This is a genomic window from Myxococcus faecalis (assembly GCF_050039385.1).
Taxonomy (GTDB): domain Bacteria; phylum Myxococcota; class Myxococcia; order Myxococcales; family Myxococcaceae; genus Myxococcus; species Myxococcus fulvus.
Genome location: NZ_CP144336.1, coordinates 4,942,776 through 4,960,912, shown reverse-complemented (window position 1 = coordinate 4,960,912; position 18,137 = coordinate 4,942,776). Strand labels below are relative to the sequence as shown.

Below are 18,137 nucleotides of genomic sequence, written 5' to 3'. Positions count from 1 at the left end.
GCGCCCCATGACGACGGGCCATCCCCTCGCGCTGCGTCCCGGGATGAAGGTGGGCCCGTGGCGCGTCCGGGCCCGGCTGGGCCAGGGCGCCTTCGGCGCGGTGTTCCAGGTGGAGCAGGGCGGGCGCCTGCACGCGCTCAAGTTCGCGCTGCGAGGACCGGGCAGCGAGGACCTGGACCGCACGGACGCGCGCGCCGTCCGGGAGCTCGCGTGTCTGCTGCACGCGGTGCATCCGCATGTCGTGCGCGTCTGGGCGCACGGGCGCTGGCCGGATGTGAGGACGGGGTACCACTACGTGGTGCTCGACTACGTGGAGGGCGCCACCCTGGCCACGTGGGTGAAGCGCGAGGCCCCCTCCGCGCGGCGGGTGGCCCGGCTGTTCTCCCAGCTCGCGTGGACGCTGGGGGAGCTGCACTCGCGCCACGTCTTCCACCGGGACCTCAAGCCCTCCAACATCCTCGTGCGCGCCTCGGACGAGTCGCCCGTGCTGGTGGACTTCGGCAGCGCCAACCACGCGGAGTCGCAGCCCCTCACCGAAGGCCCGCTGCCTCCGGGCACGCCCCAGTACCGGAGCCCGGAGGCCCTGCGCTTCCACCGCGAGCACCACGCCCAGCGCGCCGCGCGCTATGCCTTCCGCGCCACGGATGACCTCTATGCGCTGGGCGTCTCGCTGCACGAGATGCTCACGGGCGCGCCGGCGTTCTCGCTCACGCTGCCGCGCGAGGTCCTCTCCGAGCACATCGAGACGCGCATGCCCGCGCCCGCGTCCTCGCTGAACGAGCGCGTCCCGATGGAGCTGGACGCCATCACCCAGCGGCTGCTGCGCAAGAAGCCCGAGGAGCGCTTCCAGGAGGGAGGCTCGCTGCACGCGGCGCTGGAGGCGGCGCTGCGCTCGGCGACGCCCGAGTGGGACCGGCCGCTGTTCCCACGGACTCCGTCACCCTCGGACTCCGAGGCGACACGGAGGAAGCTGTCACCGGACGACGCCTCCGAGAGTCCGTGGCCCGTGCGACTGGCGCGACGGCACCTGCGACATGCGACCTCGTCGGGAGGCTCCCGTGTGGGCCTCGGATCCGAGGACGCCCACCCGCACGAGCACAGCGTGGATCCACGTGAGGGTGCGCATCTCCAGGCGGGGGCCTCTTCCGCGGTGGCCCACCCGCACGAGCACTCCGTGGACTCCCACGAGGCGGTGCAGCCCCACATGAGGCCCCCTTCGGAGAACGCCCGCCCGCACGAGCGCGGCGAGGAGCCCCATGGGGCGGCACGTCGTCGTGCGAGGCCCCCTTCCGAGGGGACCCTCGGGCACACCGCGGATCCACATGAGGCGGCGCGTCGTCGCGCGAGGACGCCGTCCGAGGGCGCTCACTCGCACCCGTCCCCCTCCTCCGAGGGGAGGCGCGCCCACCCGCGCTCCACCCCGCCCCGAGGGAGTCGCGCGCCCCTCCGTCGCATCACTCCGACCGAAGAGGCGCTCGCCCTCGCGTGGCTGCGTCGGGTGGACCCGGCCCACTGGAGCCGCGCGCGGAAGCTCTGGGTGGCGGGCACGTGGCTGGGCCTGTTGTTCCTGTTCGGGGGCACCTTCGCCGCCCTGCGCTGCACCCTGGAGTCCACCCTGGAGAGCGCCGCGCACCCCGGCGCCACCCTCCAGTCACCCCGCCCCGAGCGGATCCGCGACCGGCGCCCGTGACGGCCTCCTCGGCGATCCAGGTCGGGAGCATCCCCCCCCGGCCCCTCCTCCAGCGAACCCACGAGGCTCGCGAGGAGGGCGCCGTCACCCACGGCCCCGTGCACCGGGGCCGCGAGGCGTCACTTCTTCTTCTGCTGCATCGCCGAGGCGACCAGGTTCATCAGCTTCAGCTGCACCGGGGACAGCTTGCGCAGGTTGCGCATCAGCCGCCGCATCTCCGGCGTGTCGTCCTCGCGGGCCTTCGCGCCCGACTTGTCCTTCGCGGGAGGCGGCGCCGCCAGGTCATCCCCCAACCCCAGCAGCTGGTGCGGCGGCACGTTGAGCACCACGCACAGTCGCCGCAGGTTCTGCACGCTGGGGAGCATGTGGCCCCGCTCCAGGCGCCCGTACACCTCCGACGCCATGCCGATGCGCTCCGCCACATCCGCCTGCGTCAGTCCCATCCGCACCCGGGCGGCCCTCGCCGCCGCGCCCAGCATGCTCGCCAGTTCTGTGTCCATGCCTGTGTCAGTCGTCCACGAAAGGAGGGGCCGTGCTCCAGGCACCCCGAAGGCCCCTGGATAACCCTGAAGGTCGGGTACTTTCACCATACCTTCAGCGTTTTTTCAAACACGCGCGACGCCTCGCGTCGCACCCGCCCGCGCCTCTGGTGGCACCCATGCCACGCGCTCTGGTGAGCACCCGCCTCACGGCGCCGACGACGGTGTGCTCTCCGCGATGTCCATCAACGCGCGACGCCGCTCCGCCGCCGTGAAGAGCATCGCCAACGGCAGCCCCAGGAAGACGGCGTGCAACACGATTTGGGCGAACTGCGGCACGTCGAGGAACCACGGGTAGTAGCCACGCGCGACGAACTGGAAGTCCACCAGCCACACGCCGATGCCGAACAGCATCCCCACCGCGGCCTGGAACTCCCAACGCCCGCGTCCATCCGGCGGCAGCATCGCGTCCAGGAACGAGTAGAACAGCCCGACGATGGCGGACACCGTCAGGTGCATCCCCACGCCCAGCATCACCAACGTCCCCAGCGGGTAGTCCTCGCCGAAGGCCCGTGGCCCCAACACCACGCTCGCGGACATGCGCACCGGCCGCCATGGGCTGTCACCCGAGGCCAGGGCCATCACCACTTCCGCGAGCGCCAGCACCACGCCCGCGGCCACTCCGAACAGCAGCCCGTTCGTGGCAGACCAGGGGGTGTACCGCCTCCGTGCCGCCATTTGGCTTCTCCTTGTCCGGGGCCGCTGTCCGCCCCTTGTGTCAACCTGAGCACGTTCGCCATCCACGGGCAGCCAGCGCACGGCGACGGCTCGGGATGTCGCCTCCCCCTCGGGCACGCGGACGGCGCTCCAGGGCGGCCCTGGCGCTCGCCCCGCCCCCGCCTGGACTCGCGAGCCCACGCCCGCTCGCCACCTGTCGTTTCTTCCGTCTCCCAGGGCGTTGTTCGGTAACTCCTTCAGGCTCAAACCACCTCCCCCGCACCCATGCTCCGAGTCCCAGGCGACATCGCGTGGGCACGGCATTGGCATAGGGCCCTGGTCGATGCCCGCGCAGCTTCGCCAGCGTCCGCAAGGACCTCATCGGATCCACTACTCGCCCCAAGCGTGGCGAGAGGTGGGCCGTATGAGCGCGGAGGCCTTCGGCGAGCTCCAGGGCGCGCTGGAGCGGCTGGGGGACGCGTCCGTCAGGGGGCCGTTGCCGGAGGGCGGCGGAGCGGGGCGCCACCGGCTCTCACGCCACGGGCTGGTGCTGGGCTACGCGTGGGAGGACCGCTCGCGCACGCTGACGCTCTTGTCGCTGGAGCGTGAGCCGTGAGCGCGGCCGGGCTCACGCGGCGATGGGCAGCATGCTCCGCACCGCGTCCAGCAGCTCCTCCACGGAGAAGGGCTTTCGCAACAGGCTGTTGGCCCCCGGGGGGATGTCCGTCGTCACCGCGGTGAGCACCATCACCGGCACGTTGCGCAGCCTGGCGATGGCCTTGCGCCGCTCGAGGAACTCGTGTCCGTTCATCTCCGGCATCATCAGGTCGAGCAGGATGAGGCTCGGCACGTAGCGCACGTCCGTCAGCTCCTCCATCGCCTCGCGGCCGTTGCAGGCCACGGTGACGTCGTAGCCCTCGCCCTCGAGGATTTCCGCGATGGCGGCCCGGATGTCGTCCTCGTCCTCCACGACGAGCACGGTGCGGTGCTTCGCAGCACTGGACATGGCACGCAGCATAGGGGCCCCCTCCCCCTCGCGGCGACCGGGGGTCCTGTACGACGCGGGGATAGTGGACAGAACTGCGCGCGGCCCGCGGGGAGGCCAGACGCCCCGCGTGCTCCAGAAACGTACATTCCAGCACGGGGGACTCGGGCCCTGGGGGCCTGGGACTTACCTCCTCGCCCAGGCACTCCCTAGGTTGAGTCCGCCATGTCCCGCACGATGGGCCGCTCGACGACAGCACCGACAGGGGATGGAACGAGGCCGGCGTGGAAGGCGCGCGCGTGGGCACAGCTGGAGGCCGCGCGCGCGCGGGTGCTGCGCATGCTCGCCGGGCTGCCCGAGCGGGTGTTGATGAACCAGCACTCGCCGCTGATGTCGCCGCTCATCTGGGACGTCGCGCACGTGGCCAACTACGAGGAGCAGTGGCTCTTGCGCGCGCTCGGGGCCCCGGCCCTGACGGACCCGGCCTTCGACACCATCTACGACGCCTTCCGACATCCCAGGAGCACGCGCTCCACGCTCCCGCTGCTCCCTCCCGAGTCCGCCTTCGCCTACGCCGCGCGCGTGCGCGAGGCCGTGCGCGAGCACCTGTCCGAGCACGTCCCCGAGGACGGCGACACGCCGCTGCTCGCCGGGGGCTACGTCTTCGGCATGGTGGCGCAGCACGAACAGCAGCACGCGGAGACGCTCGCGGCCACGCTCCAGTTGATGACGGAGGTGGAGTACCGCCTGCCGCCGGTGCCCGCGCGCCCCGCGCCCGCGCCTGTCTCGCGACACCCCGTGCTCATCTCCGGCGGCGTCGCGCGGCTGGGCAGCACCCACCCGTGGGCCTTCGACAACGAGCGCCCCGTGCACACCCGCGAGGTGCGCCCCTTCTTGCTGGACGCGCACCCCGTCACCAACGGCGAGTACCAGGCCTTCATCGAGGACGGTGGCTACGCCGAGCCGCGCTGGTGGCACCCGAAGGGCTGGGACTTCGTGCGCGCGGAGGCGCTCGCCCATCCGCAGTTCTGGCTGCCACAACAGGCGGGACGCTGGCTGCGCAGGCGCTTCGGTCAGGTGGAGCCGCTGCCCTCGGACGAGCCCGTGCAGCACGTGTGCTGGTACGAAGCGGATGCGTACGCGCGCTGGGCCGGCAAGCGCCTGCCCACCGAGTCCGAGTGGGAGCGCGCCGCGCACGGCGCCTGCGACGTGGCACGCGAGCACCCGTGGGGTGACGCACCTCCCACGGCCGCGCACGCCAACCTGGGCGGAGACACGTGGGGCCCGTTGCCGGTGGGCAGCCACCCCCAGGGCGTGAGCGCCGAGGGGGTCTGGGGCCTGCTGGGCGACGTGTGGGAATGGACGGCGAGCGACTTCCAGCCCTACGCGGGCTTCGGCGCGTTCCCGTATCGCGAGTACTCGGAGGTGTTCTTCGGCGAGGACTACAAGGTGCTGCGAGGAGGAGCGTGGGCGAGCGCACCGGTGGCGGTCCGCAACGGATTCCGCAACTGGGACTACCCCATCCGCCGGCAGATTTTCGCCGGCTTTCGTTGTGCGTCAGAGGCGTGAGGAGAGGCGATGAGCTCGATGGTGGAGGCGGTGGAGACGACGACGCTCGAGGAGAAGCCGAACGGCTTTCCCGGGGTGAAGGTGGAGGTCTACGTGAGGCCGGGGGACGCCCGGCGCGCGCTCAAGCAGGAGGTGCTCGAGGGGCTGTGCAACACGCCCAAGGAGCTGTCGCCGAAGTGGCTCTATGACGAGCGCGGCAGCCAGCTCTTCGACGACATCACCCGCCTGCCGGAGTACTACCCCACGCGGCGCGAGCGCGAAATCCTGCTCGCCCACGCCGGGGACGTGGCGCGGCTGAGCGGCGCGACGACGCTCATCGAGCTGGGCAGCGGCACCAGCGAGAAGACGCGCCTCTTGCTGGACGCGATGGAGGAGGCGGGGCAGCTGTCGCGCTTCGTGCCCTTCGACGTGAGCGAGTCCTTCCTGCGCCGCGCGGCGGGGACGCTGGCGCGCGAGTACCCGGGCATCAGCGTGCACGCGGTGGTGGGCGACTTCGAGCACCACCTCAACCGGCTGCCCCAGGGCGGACGGCGGCTGGTGGCCTTCCTCGGAGGCACCATCGGCAACCTGAAGCCCGCGCAGCGCGCGCGCTTCCTCGCGGAGCTGTCCTCGGGCCTGCGCCCCGGTGACGGCCTCTTGCTGGGCACCGACCTCATCAAGGACCGCGAGCGGCTGTACGCCGCGTACAACGACAGCGCGGGCGTGACGGCGGAGTTCAACCGCAACGTGCTGCGCGTGCTCAACCGCGAGCTGGGCGCGGACTTCGACCCGAACGGGTTCGAGCACTTCGCGCCCTTCGACGAGCACAACCGCTGGGTGGAGATGCGCCTGGTGTCGCGGCGCGAGCAGACCGTGTGGATGCAGTCGCTCAAGCGCCGCGTGGACTTCGCCGCGGGCGAGGTGCTGCGCACGGAGGTCAGCTGCAAGTTCGAACAGCACCGCGTGGAGGCGGAGCTGGACGCGGCCGGGCTGGGGCTTGCCGCGTGGTGGACGGACGAGGCGGGCGACTTCGCCCTGTCGCTCGCGCTCAAGCGCGGCTGAGACGTCCGGACTCGGACTCGGGCCTGGGGTCGGGTGTCACCCGGCCCTCGGGCCCGAGGGCTTCAAACACCGGAGCGACTAGCGGCGCGGGTTGCGACGCGAGGAGACGCGCACGGGCACGGGCTGCGCCACGGGGCGCGTCCACGCGTACCAGAGCGCGGCCAGCACGGTGACGGCCAGCCCGCTCGCGGCGAACAGCCGCTCACCCACGGGGCTGAGGTCCACGGTGGCAAGGTGGAGGGGGAGCATTCCGGTGAACGACATGCGGGGACTCCTTGCTGGGCGCTGCGTGGAGGTCCTGGGATGGGTCGGGGTGTTCACCCACCACGGGCCGGGGTAACGACAAGGTTAAGGACTCGCGACGGAATGGGGAAGTCCCCACTCCATCCTTCCATAATGCGTGGGACGCTTGGCGCTCGCGGAATGTTCAGGACCGCGCCACGCCTGCTTGCTTCCGGGCGTCACGCCGGACTCGCCCCGGACAGCTCCCGCTCCTGGGACAGCCGCGCCAGCTCCACCTTCATGCACCGGTCCTGCACCACGCGGATGCCCGCGCGCGCGAGCTTTTCGGCCGCGGCGTCATTGCGGATGCCCAGCTGGAACCACACCGCGTGCGGCTTCTTGGCGAGCAGGTCCGCCACGTGCGCGTCGATGTCCTCCGGGCGACGGAACACCTGCACCAGGTCCACCTGTCCGGGGATGTCCGCGACCGCGCGGTACACGGGCCGCCCGAGGATGGGCTCCGTCTCGCCGTGCACGGGCACGGGCACGATGTCGTAGCCGTGCTTCTGCAGGTACGCGGGCACCGAGTGCGCGGGCTTGTGCGCGTGGCTCTCCGGGCGGATGCCCAGCACCGCCACCCGCCGGGAGCGCGTGAGCACGTCCCGGACGCCCGCGTCGTCCTCGATGAGATTCGCTCTCCAGTCCATGACCACCTCCACCACGAGCCGCCGTGCATCGGAGCCGCTTCCGGGTGGCAACAGCCCACCCGCGAGGTCCCAGTGCCAGCGACAGACGCGCGCACGCGCGCCGCGTTGCGCTCGTGGGGGGTGCGAGTGGAACGGGGCCTTCCTGCCCGCTTGCTCGAAGGGGCGAGCGCAGTCTCCGCCCGCGTCGTGCGGCTCGCACCGAGGGAGATGTTCCACGAGGAGCAGTGGCAGTGCGTCGAAGGGCGCGTCCCGAGGAGCCAGCGTCTCGCGCCCACCCACCGAGGCATGACGCCGCGTGGGCGGAAGACTCGCGGTGATGAGCGGGACATCGCGCCCGGGGGGCCCGGTGCGCCGTGAGGCTCAGCGCGGCTGCGCCGCCTGGACCTCGATTTCGCGGCACGCCTCGGTGGCCAGCCGCACATCCTCCGGCGTGGCCCCCGGCAGCGTCGCGCAGAGGAACAGGTCATTGCCCACGCGGCGCGCGCCGAACAGCGCGGGCGCCGCGGCGCCGACGCCACCGTCACCCTGCTTGGGCGCCAGCGTCACGCGGAGCAGCGCGTAGGTGTCCTTCTCCTCTTCCTGGTCGAGGGACACCTCGAAGTTCTTCGACTCCGCGCGCACCCGGTCGGCCAGGTCCTCCACGGAGGGCATCTCCTCGCCCTTGCCGCGTCGCAGGTCCACCCGGAGCACCGGGCGGCCAGGAGGGCCCGCCTGGAAGCTGTCATCGGGAGCGACCTGCGCGGACCAGCCCTCCGGCAGCGGCACCTTCACGCCCGAGCGCGAGGTCTGCTCCGGGGAGGACGCGTCGGGGGAGTCCTTCCCCCCGTCGCAGCCCTTGCACCCGGACAGCAGCGCCAGCACCACGCCGGACGCGATGTGCCTGGCGCGCCGCACCGGCTACTTCTTCTCGCCGCCAGGAGGAGGAGGACGGGTGTTGCCGCCCAGGTTCTCCATCTTCAGCGAGCCCTCGAAGATGACGCCCCGGTCCATCGACAGGGACGGCGTCTCCAGGTTGCCCTTCACGCGGCCGGGCGTCTTGAGCTCGATGATCTGCGTCGCCTTCACGTTGCCTTCGACCTGTCCGTTGATGATGACGGTGCCGGCCTGGATTTCGGCCTGGACCTTGGCGCCATCACCGATGACGAGCACGTCCTTGGTGATGATCTGCCCCTGGAACTTCCCGTCGATACGGACCTGCCCCTCGAAGGTGAGCTTCCCCTCGAACTCGCTTCCCTTGCCCAGAAGCGTATGGACCTCACCAGAGCGCTGCGACACGGATTCCTCCTCCCGCTTGAACAAGGGCCTGCTGGGTGCTTCGTCTTTCTTCCCGCCAAGGAGCGCCACGCGCTACTCCTTCCTGAGCAGCTTCAACAGCCGGTCCAGGTCATCGTAGGAGAAGAAGTCCACCTCGATGGTGCCCTTTCCCGGGCTTCGTTCGGTCAACCGGACCTTCGTCCCCAATCGACGTTGGAGCTCCTCCACCAGGGACTTCACCTGCGGGCTCTGCTTCGGCGGCGTCTTGCCCGCATCCTTCTTGCCGTTGGAGCGACTCTGCTGGACCAGCCGCTCCGTGTCACGCACGGACAGCTTCTTCTCGGCCACCTGCCTGGCCAGGTTCTGCAGCTCCGGCAGCCGGGGCACGCCCAGCAGCGCGCGCGCGTGTCCCATGCTCAGCGAGCCGTCGGCCACCATGCCCTTGACGTCCGCGGGCAGGGCCAACAGGCGCAGGGCGTTGGCCACCGTGGAGCGCTCCTTGCCCACGCGCTGGCTGATCTGCTCCTGCGTCAGCTTGAACTCGTCGGTGAGGCGCTTGTAGCCCTCCGCCTCTTCAATCGGGTTGAGGTCCGCGCGCTGGAGGTTCTCGACCAGGGCCAGCTCGAAGGCCTGGACCTCCGTCACCTCCTTGACGATGGCGGGGACCTCCTTGAGGCCCGCGGCCTGGGACGCGCGCCAGCGGCGCTCACCCGCGATGATGCGGTAGCCGTCCTGGTCCTTGCGCACGAGGATGGGCTGGATGACGCCCTGCACGCGGATGGACTCGGTGAGCTCCTTGAGCTTCTCCTCGTCGAAGTGATGGCGGGGCTGGTCCTTGTCCCGGTGGATGGACTCAATCGGGAGCTTGAGGACGCCGGCCTTGAGCGCGGCCTGCTCGGCGGCCTTGCCGCCACCGGGAGCGGCCTGGGGGATGAGCGCGGAGAGGCCGCGACCGAGAGCGCGTTTCTGAGTGTCTGCTTTCACCAAGACATGACTCCGGCGCCGTGAGTCGACTCACGGCGGGCATGGGCGGCGCGAGCGGACCGGGCGTGACGGTGGCGCACGACGCGCGGCAAGATTTCAGGCCACCCGACGACGAGGCGCCTGACGGGGGGACTTGGGGGTGTCGCGCTTCATCAACTCGCGGCCGAGCGCCAGGTAGCTCTCGCAGCCCTTCGACTTGATGTCATAGAGAATGATGGGCTTGCCGAAGGACGGGCACTCGGACAGGCGCACGTTGCGCGGGACGACGACCTGGAAGACCTGGTCCTTGAAGTAGCCGCGCACCTCTTCCACCACCTGGTGGGCGATGTTGGCGCGCGCGTCGAACATGGTGAGCAGGATGCCCTCCATCTTCAGGTCCGGGTTGAGGCCCTGCTTCACCAGGTCGATGGTGTGCGTCAGCTGGGAGAGGCCCTCGAGCGCGTAGTACTCGCACTGCAGCGGGATGAGGACGGAGTCCGCGGCGGACAGCGCGTTGAGGGTGAGCAGCCCGAGCGAGGGCGGGCAGTCGATGATGATGTAGTCGAACTCGGCGGCGAGCGGACGCAGGGCGTCGCGCAGGCGGAACTCGCGGTTCTCCTGGCCGACGAGCTCCACCTCGGCGCCGGTGAGGTCGGGCGTGGCGGGGACGACCTGGAGGTAGCGCAGCTCGGTGGGGTGGAACAGCTCCTTCATGGGACGACCGTTGAGGAGCGCGTCGTAGATGGTGCCGTGGAGCTTGTCCTGCTTGAGGCCCAGGCCGCTGCCGGCGTTGCCCTGCGGGTCCATGTCCACCAGGAGCGTGCGGCGCTCGGCGGAGGCCAGGCTCGCGGCCAGGTTGATGGCGGTGGTCGTCTTGCCCACGCCGCCCTTCTGATTGGAGATGCAGATGATTCGACCCACGAGCCCCATCCTCTCTCATGCCTGGCGAGAGCCAGGCGCCGTGCGTGATGCGGTGCACGGTTGCACGCTGATCCCGCTGCTAACATGCGCCTCGGTGTCGGATCAAATTCGCGGCGCACGTTGCGCGAACGCTTCATCCGAGGGCCTGCCAGCCTTCCAAACGGCCTGATTCCGAAGACTTGGAAGAGCCGTCTTCATGCTGGAGAACCCGGCGAGCGGTGCCCTGGCATCCTGGGTCCACGGTGCCGCAACGGGCTCGCTCGGATGCCCTCCTTATAAGGAGGCGCGTGCGGCTACCTGAGGCGGGTGCGTTCGCGTTGGAGCTCGGCGCGCAGGCGCGTGATTTCGTCGAGCAGGTGCCGTACGTCGTCCGTGGCCTGGGTCCAGAGGTGCAGGGTTCCATCGAGGCCGACGACATCGAGTGCGTCCATCGCGGCGACGTAGGACTCGGACAGCTTGGGGTCGTGGTCGCGGAGCGTGCGAGCTGAGTCCTCCATGTCGGCGAGGACTTCTTCGCGCGACGCGGCGGGGAGTGACCGCCAGCTCTCGATGAGCAGCGCGGACTTCCATCGCTTGGAGATGTCGGACAGCGTCGCGTCGTCGTGGGGCGGCATGGGGTCTTCCTTCCTTCCGGAGCGGGTGGCCGCGCGTGGACGCGGGGACGGGAGGAGTCCGGACACGAGGTTCCGCGTGGAGCGTGGGTGGGTGTTTCCGTCACGCGAACCGGGCGGGCGTTCCACGCGGAACACGATGACCTTTCGGCGCGCACCTCGAGCACCTCCTGAACGAGGGCCTGGCCTCATCACGTGAACAGCGCAGCGTGGCTCTTGAGGGGAGTTCATGTGAGGTTCGACGAAGCCCGCGGCCGGCTTCTCGAGCTGCGTCTCACCGACGCGGCGCCACGAGGACCCGCCTTCGCGACGTCCACCCGCGTTTCAGACCGATGTCGTGACAGGTCGCGCAGACCTCGGTGAGGCCCGTCCCCGCGAAGCTCGGTTCGGCGCGTCGACGTGAGCTCACGCCACTTCGGACCGAGGCCGCGCGATGGACGGCTGAGCCTTGATGCTCCGCATCCGGGTTCCACATGGAGCAGGAGCTGGGTTCCATCGACTTCGTGCGGCTTGGAGTTGCGGTCGCGTCCCGCCTGGACTGGACCTCAGTGTCGCATCCGAGCTCCACCTGGACCCGAGGCCGACGGGTATCGACTTCTCGCGGCACCCCACCGAGGCCCGGTCGCGTGTGGCTGGACCTTCCTGTCCCTCATCCAGGTTCTACGAGGACCGACCGCCCATCGCCCTCCCCCTGGTTCGCGCTGATGCCGCATCCGAAACACCGGCCTGCATCACCTCATCCACGTTCACGCGGAACGGGGACCCGCATCTATCGACTCCTCCTCGCCGCCACGCATCGACGCCGTGTCACCGCTGGCGTGGACCGTCATGCGCCCCATCCACGGGAAGCAGGGACTGACCTCTATCGACGTCTCACGACTTCGCGGGGACGCGGCATCCGAACCCGAGCCCTGCATCGCGAGCATCCGTGCTCCACCTGGAACAGGGACTGGCCTCCGCTGACTTTTCACTGCTTCGCGGTGATGCGCCCCTGAGCGCCCAGACATCTGAACGTCCAGACATCTGGGCCTGTGCCGCGCGCATCCACGCTTCACCTGGAACCGGGCTGGCCATCCATCGGCCCCCATCACCACTTCGCGCCGATGCCGTTCGGTCACCGCGCGCCTTCATGTCCCGCCTCCACGTTCCACGTGGAACGGCCAGACCACCTGTTGGCGTGTCGTGCCGCGCATCACCGCTGCGACGTCGTCATCCGCTCACCTCGCGGTGCGCATCCGGGTTCCACGAGGCACACGTCCCAGCATCGCCAGCTTCTGGCGTGCTGCTGGTCGGGGCGTGCGCGGACTCATCCCGTGGCGTTCCACGTGGAACGTGGTTCGGACTTCCGCTGCTTCGCGAACCACTCCGCGCCGATGCCACACCACGCCCGCGACAGCTTCGCGACGTCCCTGCGTGTTCCACGTGGAACGGTGGAGTCGCATCGGCGCCTTCTCGTCAGCCTCTTCGCCGCGTTCGAGCAGGACATGCCTGGGGGTCTCCGCTCCGCGCTCCGCGTGGACCACGACACGGTCCTCCACGGTCAACCCAGGTGACGGCCTGCGCGAGCACCACCGCGTGACGCTCATCCGCGTTCCACGTGGAACGATGGAGTCGCCATCGATGCCTTCATGGATGTGGTGAGGGACAGTGTTCGACGAGATGGCATCCGGGCCTCGTTCCACGTGGAACACGACATGGTCCGCCACGCTCAACCCAGGTGACGACCTGCGCGAGCACCACCGTGTGACGCTCATCCACGCGGAACACGGCACGACCCTCCACGCGCGAGCCCAACTGGCGCATGCCTGAGCACGCCTTTTCGATGCCCATGCGTGTTCCAGGTCGAACGGTGGAGTCGTCATCGAAGCCTTCATCAACGGGGTGGCTTGCTCGGTCCGACCGGACGGCATCCATCCCGCGTTCCACGTGGAACGTGGTTCGACCCTTCATGGCTCGAACCCAGGTGGCACCTGAGCGAGCACCCGCTCGCGATGCGCATCCACGTTCCACGTGGAACACGAACAGGTCCCCACCTGCCGTCCCCATCGCGCCACATCGATGGGTGCCTGAGCGCGCCCATACTGGCCATCCACGTTCCACGTGGAACACGAACAGGCGTCCACCTGCTTCTCGTGATGGGCGCGCACCCGCCGGCTTGAGCCCATCCTCGTTCCACGTGGAACATGAACAGGCGCCCACCTGCTTCTCGTGATGAGCGCGCACGTACCCGCTCGCGGGAACTCATCCACGTTCCACGTGGAACACGAACAGGCATCCACCTGCCTCTCGTGATGCTCCACATGATGAGCGTGCACGCACCCGCTGGCTGAAGCTCACCCTCGTTCCACGTGGAACACGAGCCAGCGTCCACCTGCTTCCCGCGCCTCTTCACATCGATACGGGCAGCACCTGCGGAGCCTCTCCACGTTCCACGTGGAACACGAACAAGGCCTCCGCCTGCTTCTCGTGATGACCGCGCGTCCCGCTGGCTGAGCCCATCCTCGTTCCACGTGGAACACGAACCAGCATCGGCCTGCTTCCCAGTACCTCTTCACATCGGTACGGGCAGCACCTGCGGAGCCTCTCCACGTTCCACGTGGAACACGTGGGGTCGCCGCATCCGTCTTCGAGCTTCGTGGCGATGCGACCTCGGACGCGATGCCACCTTCTCCGGCGCATCCACGTTCCACGTGGAACTGCCATCGCCTTCACAGGTCTCCATCCACGTGCACCTTTCGCCGTTCCTCGCGTGGCCGCGCCTCGCTCAACCGTGAGCCCGGACGAAACCCCTGCCCTTCTTCCTGGTTCGTGCTGGAGCCTCGGCAGTGACTCGCACCTTCATGGCCTGCCTCCACGTTCCACGTGGAACGACCGACTCGTCGGCTTCCTTCATCGGGCTTCTTCGCGGTGCTCATCCACGTTCCACGTGGAACACGACATGGCCTGGCGCGGGACAGCTCCACCTCATGGCGACAAGGCGAGAGGAGTGCGCGCGCGCGCCGCATGCGGGTGCGCGTTCCACGTGGAACACGGCATCGCCTCGTGCGGACCGCTTCACCTCATGGCTGCGCGACCAGCGCGACGACGGCACGCGCCGCATGCGGGTGTGCGTTCCACGTGGAACACGGCATGGCCTTGGTGTGGACCGCTTCACCTCATGGCTGCGCGACCAGCGCGACGACGGCACGCGCCGCATGTGGATGTGCGGTTCGAACTGGAACACGGCGTGGCCTCGATGCGGACGTCTCCACCTTCGTGGCGGTGAGACCCGCGAAGCGCCGGCACACGCCGCATGCAACTGCACGGTTCCACGTGGAGCAGGCCATGGCCCTGGGCGGAACTCTTCACCTCCGTGACAGTGAGGCCCACGAGGCGCCGTCACACGCCACATGCGGATGCACGATTCCACGTGGAACAGGACGTGGCCTCGGGGCTGAGCTCTTCACCTTCGTGGCGGTGACGCCGCCGGCACACGCCACATGTGGATGCACGGTTCCACGTGGAACAGGACGTAGCCCCGCGGCGGAGTTCTTCAACTTCGTGGCGGTGAGACCCGCGAGGCGCCGGCACACGCCACATGTGGATGCACGGTTCCACGTGGAACAGGACATGGGCTCGGTGCGGACGTCTCCACCTTCGTGGCGGTGAGGTCGCTGGCACACGCCACAGGCGATGCGCCGTTCCGCATGGACCACGGCCTCGGCGCGGACCTCTTCCCCTTCGCGGCTTCGGGGTCAGCGATGCGCCGGCACACGCCGCATGCGGATGCGCGTTCCATGTGGAACGCCACGCGGTCCCCGGATGCCCATCGGCCTGCGTCACTTCCAGCGTGGTGAAGGCACGAGGACTGACTTCTGCTGCCCGGCCCCTTTCACGAGGAAGTTCGTCGACCTTGTCGCCCATCGAATCGGTGGGCATCGCGAAGGTGTCGACCTCCCTCAACCGAGGCCCACCTGCATGGCCGCATCGCGTTCCACGTGGAACGCCTTGTGGTCATCGGCGGACTGCTCGACCTGCTTCGTATCCATCCGGTGGAGGCCTGAGTCTTCGTTGCGGTGTCTACGCCTCCCGCGAAGACGGCCATCCACTCGCCGCACCCTCTTCCGGTTGAGCGCATCGTGATGGTGGGGACAACCACCGGCCACAGGTCGCTGCTGCCCGTTCCGCGGTCGCGGACCGAGTCGAACGCGAACTGGCATCGGCCCACTTCTCGAATCGTCACCGAAGGCACTGACGGCGCGCCTCCGCTTCATGGACCGTGGTCCCGCTCCACGTGCAGAGAGGCCTCGCATCCACCGACCGCAGTCCCGGACCCGACGCATGGGACCCGGCGGTCTCCACACCAGGTCAGCGACTCGGTCCGCATCCGCGTTCCTCACACGTGGCAACCCGCTCTTCGAATCGCTGCACGAAAGCGTGGGTGGCACTGTCCGGAAACGACTCGGTCCTCATGTTCGGCGACCCGTCATCAGACGGCGCTTCGAACCGCTGCGAGCAAGCAAGGGTGCCGTCGTTCGGGCCCGCAGTACTGCCAGTTGGAGCAGGGCCCGGCTCGCACGGCTGCTCGTCGACTCTCCGCTGCGACATGGCCCCCATGCGACAGACCGAATCCCTCATCGGTTGGCTGAAGGCACGGCCGCATCAGCTCGAAGGGTTGAGGCATCCCGCGCAGCCGAAGCTCGCTCACACGCGTTGCACCTGGCCACACAACCCGTCGGCTTCAACCCTGCTCCGGATGCAGTGGTGCAATCGAGCCCTGGGCCGTCTCCACCGAGTCGTCGTGCTCGCTGCGCGCAGTTCCTCCATCCCTCCGCTGCTGACTGCTCCACCCCGTCGGGGAGCATCGACTCATGCATGAGTCAGTGGCCAGCGCGCTCACCTCTGGGGGACCTCATCGAGTACCTCGCGCGGCGGTGTTCCAGCCACTGTCTCGAAGGGCGCGGATTGGCGGGACCTCACCGCGGCTGCACAGCAAGCACTGGCTGACGAAGTCTTCACCGCCACCTTCGAGGCTTCATCCCAGACCACCTCATCGATAAGGCTCTTGCGGCCCTGTCGACCTCTCGGCAACGCGAAGTCAGGCAACGCTCGCATGCTCTCGACGCGTGCCGTTCGACGTCGCACCCGGCGCACCGCACCCCACCGAATCCAACGGAGCGGATGCACGCACGCATCCCGTGTTGGACTCCGAGCAAGGCACTGCCCGGCGCTTCGGAGCACAGGCTGGCGTGTGCGTCGATGCAGCGAACCGTGGGCTCCTCGCATGTGCACCGATTCACTTCGGAGAGCGCTCGTCACCTCGGCTGCCCGGCTTCAACACGCGTTCTCATCCTCACGGAGACGATGCGCGTCCAAGCCGCGCTCACCCGGGTGCGTGGAGCGCACGAACACCTCACGCGGCATCGACTCACGCACGCTCGCGAACACCTGCGCTGGAGCCGCATCCACGCGAGCAGTGACGCATCACCGAGCCGACGCATGCACCGCACTACCGCGTCCACTCACCTTGATAGAGCACCACGCGGTACCCATCCGGGTCCTCGAAGGTCATCCCATTCACGTCCCAATAGGGATTGTGTGAGCGCACCGGTTCGAAGCCCGCTTGCACCATGCGCTTCACCCTCGCCTTCCACTCGTCCCGCTGCGGCACGTAGAAGACAAACAGGTGTTCCTTCGACGGCGCACGCGGAGCCTCGTGGCCTCGCTCCACCGTGAACTCCAGATGGTAGGGCAGGCCGGGACAACCGAGCATCACGCCGTCGAAGCCCGCGTGGTCCTCGAAGCCTCCTCGCAGCTCGAAGCCGAGTCCCTCCCGATAGAACCTCACCACGGGCGCGAGACTCCGCGTCGGGCGCGCCACCCTCATCTTGCCCATGTCCATGCCAGCTCCATCCTCTCGTCGAGGACGGCATCCACCCGAGTGACAGCGGTGATGCGCGCACCACGCGCTCGACGAGGTGCGGTCAGCATGGCGCTGTCCGGCATCTCCAGGTTCCCGAACGGCAATGCGATGGCAGGAATCCACCCCATCGTCAGCGCATCACCCGGAAGAACGGCGAGCGAGCCTGACGCCAGACGCTCGCCGTGCACTCGACCCTGAAGGTCCTACCCACGACTCAGAACTTCGGAGGCACGTGCTCCACGAAGTAGGCCTGCTTGTGTCGAGGCTCCGCGTCGTACGCGGTGGCGAGCTCCCGGGCGCGCGTCTCACTGGAGAACACGGCCACCTCCGCGCGATTGCCGTGCTCATCCTGTCGGACCACGGCCCAACCCTCACGCGGACGCGGCGGAGGAACCGGCGGTGTTCCACGCACCTCCACCGCGTACCACTGCTTGTGCGCCCGCGCTTCCAACCTGCGCGCCAGGCACTCGGCATGACTTCGCTGGCCCATCACAGAGACATCATGGCGATTGCCCGTGTCGTCCTGCCGGTACACCGCCCAGCCGTCCTTCGCGCGAGGCTCGTCGGCATCCCATCGCCACACCACCTCACCCCGCCACCAGTCGAGGTGCGCGAGCGCATGGTCCAGTTCGTCCTCTCGCGCGATGACTTGGAAGAAGCTCTTCACTTCCAGGTATGCGACGACGAACTTGAAGCCACAGTCCGCGCGCCAACCCCAATAACGAGTGGGTCCCCATCCGTCGCCATCCGCATCCCGCTGATGCGCGGGCCCCCAGCGTCGCTCGAAGTCCGCGAGCGGGACTTCCGCGGCGGCGACAATGAAACGATTCGAGGGCTCGTCATCGCCCCACACCACGGGGCGGTCCGTCGGAAGCGGCTTCATCCAGGACACCTCCACCTCGAACCTAACGTCGACATCCACGGTCTTCAGTAGGGGCCCCTCACTCCGGCGACGACCGCTGAAACCTCACAACAGTTGCTCGAATGAGCGCTCGGTCCACCCCAATCCATCGCAACCCGATGACCGTTGTCCGAGGCGCCCACTCACACACACGACTCAGGAGAAGGGCCTCACA

The 18,137-nt window shown here is 68.9% G+C and carries 16 protein-coding genes; 4 read left to right on the top strand and 12 right to left on the bottom strand.

Going from position 1 to position 18,137, the window contains the following annotated elements; all coding sequences use genetic code 11:
- Positions 1-7: 7 nt before the first annotated feature.
- On the top strand, positions 8-1,690 hold the full coding sequence (locus tag VZQ01_RS19840) for a serine/threonine protein kinase (RefSeq protein WP_223750922.1): 1,683 nt from the start codon (positions 8-10) through the stop codon (positions 1,688-1,690).
- A 119-nt stretch (positions 1,691-1,809) separates the two neighbouring features.
- Here the strand turns inward: VZQ01_RS19840 and VZQ01_RS19835 are convergent, their stop codons facing one another.
- Together VZQ01_RS19835 and VZQ01_RS19830 are read right to left on the bottom strand one after the other, a co-directional pair.
- A complete protein-coding gene (locus VZQ01_RS19835) occupies positions 1,810-2,190 on the bottom strand; it encodes a helix-turn-helix domain-containing protein (RefSeq protein WP_046717224.1) in 381 nt (126 codons plus the stop codon).
- A 186-nt stretch (positions 2,191-2,376) separates the two neighbouring features.
- On the bottom strand, positions 2,377-2,907 hold the full coding sequence (locus tag VZQ01_RS19830; RefSeq protein ID WP_223750921.1) for a hypothetical protein: 531 nt from the start codon (positions 2,905-2,907) through the stop codon (positions 2,377-2,379).
- Between the two features lie 403 nt (positions 2,908-3,310).
- Between VZQ01_RS19830 and VZQ01_RS19825 the strand changes: the two genes are divergently transcribed.
- A complete protein-coding gene (locus tag VZQ01_RS19825; protein WP_141325115.1) occupies positions 3,311-3,502 on the top strand; it encodes a hypothetical protein in 192 nt (63 codons plus the stop codon).
- 12 nt (positions 3,503-3,514) lie between these two features.
- Here the strand turns inward: VZQ01_RS19825 and VZQ01_RS19820 are convergent, their stop codons facing one another.
- Entirely contained in the window at positions 3,515-3,904 is a 390-nt protein-coding gene (locus VZQ01_RS19820) for a response regulator (protein WP_223750920.1), read from the bottom strand.
- A gap of 192 nt (positions 3,905-4,096) precedes the next feature.
- Between VZQ01_RS19820 and egtB the strand changes: the two genes are divergently transcribed.
- The gene (gene egtB, locus VZQ01_RS19815; protein WP_426748685.1) at positions 4,097-5,440 is read left to right on the top strand and encodes an ergothioneine biosynthesis protein EgtB; all 1,344 of its coding nucleotides are present in this window, start codon (positions 4,097-4,099) and stop codon (positions 5,438-5,440) included.
- 18 nt (positions 5,441-5,458) lie between these two features.
- Complete coding sequence (egtD, locus tag VZQ01_RS19810; protein WP_223751026.1) at positions 5,459-6,481, top strand: L-histidine N(alpha)-methyltransferase; 1,023 nt, start codon at positions 5,459-5,461, stop codon at positions 6,479-6,481.
- Between the two features lie 78 nt (positions 6,482-6,559).
- Here the strand turns inward: egtD and VZQ01_RS19805 are convergent, their stop codons facing one another.
- The 9 genes from VZQ01_RS19805 to VZQ01_RS19765 all read right to left on the bottom strand — a co-directional run bounded on the left by VZQ01_RS19805 (position 6,560) and on the right by VZQ01_RS19765 (position 17,944).
- Positions 6,560-6,745: a hypothetical protein gene (locus VZQ01_RS19805; protein WP_223750918.1), complete on the bottom strand. Its 186-nt coding sequence runs from the start codon at positions 6,743-6,745 to the stop codon at positions 6,560-6,562.
- Positions 6,746-6,942: 197 nt separating this feature from the next.
- Positions 6,943-7,410 carry a CoA-binding protein gene (locus VZQ01_RS19800; RefSeq protein ID WP_223750917.1) on the bottom strand — a complete coding sequence of 156 codons (468 nt, stop codon included), beginning with the start codon at positions 7,408-7,410 and terminating at the stop codon, positions 6,943-6,945.
- A 360-nt stretch (positions 7,411-7,770) separates the two neighbouring features.
- Entirely contained in the window at positions 7,771-8,304 is a 534-nt protein-coding gene (locus VZQ01_RS19795; RefSeq protein WP_223784195.1) for a hypothetical protein, read from the bottom strand.
- A gap of 3 nt (positions 8,305-8,307) precedes the next feature.
- The gene (bacM, locus tag VZQ01_RS19790) at positions 8,308-8,754 is read right to left on the bottom strand and encodes a bactofilin BacM (RefSeq protein ID WP_141325120.1); all 447 of its coding nucleotides are present in this window, start codon (positions 8,752-8,754) and stop codon (positions 8,308-8,310) included.
- Between the two features lie 3 nt (positions 8,755-8,757).
- Positions 8,758-9,651 carry a ParB/RepB/Spo0J family partition protein gene (locus VZQ01_RS19785; protein ID WP_141325121.1) on the bottom strand — a complete coding sequence of 298 codons (894 nt, stop codon included), beginning with the start codon at positions 9,649-9,651 and terminating at the stop codon, positions 8,758-8,760.
- A gap of 93 nt (positions 9,652-9,744) precedes the next feature.
- A complete protein-coding gene (locus VZQ01_RS19780) occupies positions 9,745-10,557 on the bottom strand; it encodes a ParA family protein (protein ID WP_255653697.1) in 813 nt (270 codons plus the stop codon).
- A gap of 284 nt (positions 10,558-10,841) precedes the next feature.
- A complete protein-coding gene (locus VZQ01_RS19775) occupies positions 10,842-11,162 on the bottom strand; it encodes a hypothetical protein (protein ID WP_223750915.1) in 321 nt (106 codons plus the stop codon).
- A gap of 5,485 nt (positions 11,163-16,647) precedes the next feature.
- Entirely contained in the window at positions 16,648-17,034 is a 387-nt protein-coding gene (locus tag VZQ01_RS19770) for a VOC family protein (RefSeq protein WP_426748684.1), read from the bottom strand.
- A 241-nt stretch (positions 17,035-17,275) separates the two neighbouring features.
- Positions 17,276-17,944, bottom strand: a complete 669-nt coding sequence (locus VZQ01_RS19765; protein WP_426748683.1) for a hypothetical protein — start codon at positions 17,942-17,944, stop codon at positions 17,276-17,278.
- Between the last annotated feature and the right edge of the window lie 193 nt (positions 17,945-18,137).